Genomic DNA, 690 nt, shown 5'->3' with positions numbered 1-690 from the left:
TCCACCTTCATAATCCGTCCAGCCCCATAATTCGACCTACGCACGAATTCATCCGCCCCACGGCGTCAATGATTCGATTTCCTCTCCTAACGTCTTGTCACAGTTGTGATGAGAAGAATGGTAAAATGGTGTTTGGGGTGATTGGATGATTTTGGTGAGTTCTTGTTTGGCGGGTTTTGAGGTGAGATATAACGGGACTCACAGCCTGGATGAGAGGATCAGGGCATTAATTGGCGAGAAAAAGGCTGTATCGGTATGTCCGGAGCTGCATGGTGGTTTTTCGGTACCGAGGGAGCCAGCGGAGATTGTCGGCGGTGCTGGTGAGGATGTACTTGATGGAAAAGCCAAGATCATCGAAAGGACGGGCAGGGATGTAACGGCACTGTACATAGAAGGAGCGAAGCTTACTTTATTGAAAGCCCAGGAGATTGGGGCGACGCTGGTCGTTTTAAAAGAAAATAGTCCATCCTGTGGCAGTGCGGCGATTTATAATGGTGAATTCATGGGGGAGAAGAGGGCCGGGAATGGAGTGACCGCGGCTTTGCTTAGGCGGCATGGATTCATTGTCACGTCAGAGGAGTGGTTATCCGATCATCTGGGAGAAAAATGAGGTGTAATGCTTTTGCTTTTGGGGGAGGGGAATACATGGAGGATATCAACCTCTATACGTTGTTATTTTTAATACTTGCC

1 protein-coding gene is annotated in these 690 nt (G+C 48.7%); it reads left to right on the top strand.

Annotated elements, in window-relative coordinates; translation table 11 throughout:
• Nucleotides 1-145 precede the first annotated feature (145 nt).
• Nucleotides 146-610 (top strand): DUF523 domain-containing protein, encoded by a 465-nt coding sequence (locus tag CVN76_RS01775; RefSeq protein WP_100530156.1) that lies wholly within the window; start codon nucleotides 146-148, stop codon nucleotides 608-610.
• Nucleotides 611-690 lie beyond the last annotated feature (80 nt).

The sequence above is a fragment of the Bacillus sp. mrc49 genome (genome assembly GCF_002803435.1).
Note: the sequence above shows the minus strand (reverse complement) of the source record. Positions and strands in the feature narration are given on the sequence as shown.

Coding starts and splice junctions, on each gene's coding strand:
- CVN76_RS01775 (WP_100530156.1), top strand. CDS start 146: ATGATTTTGGTGAGTTCTTGTTTGGCGGGTTTTGAGGTGAGATATAAC.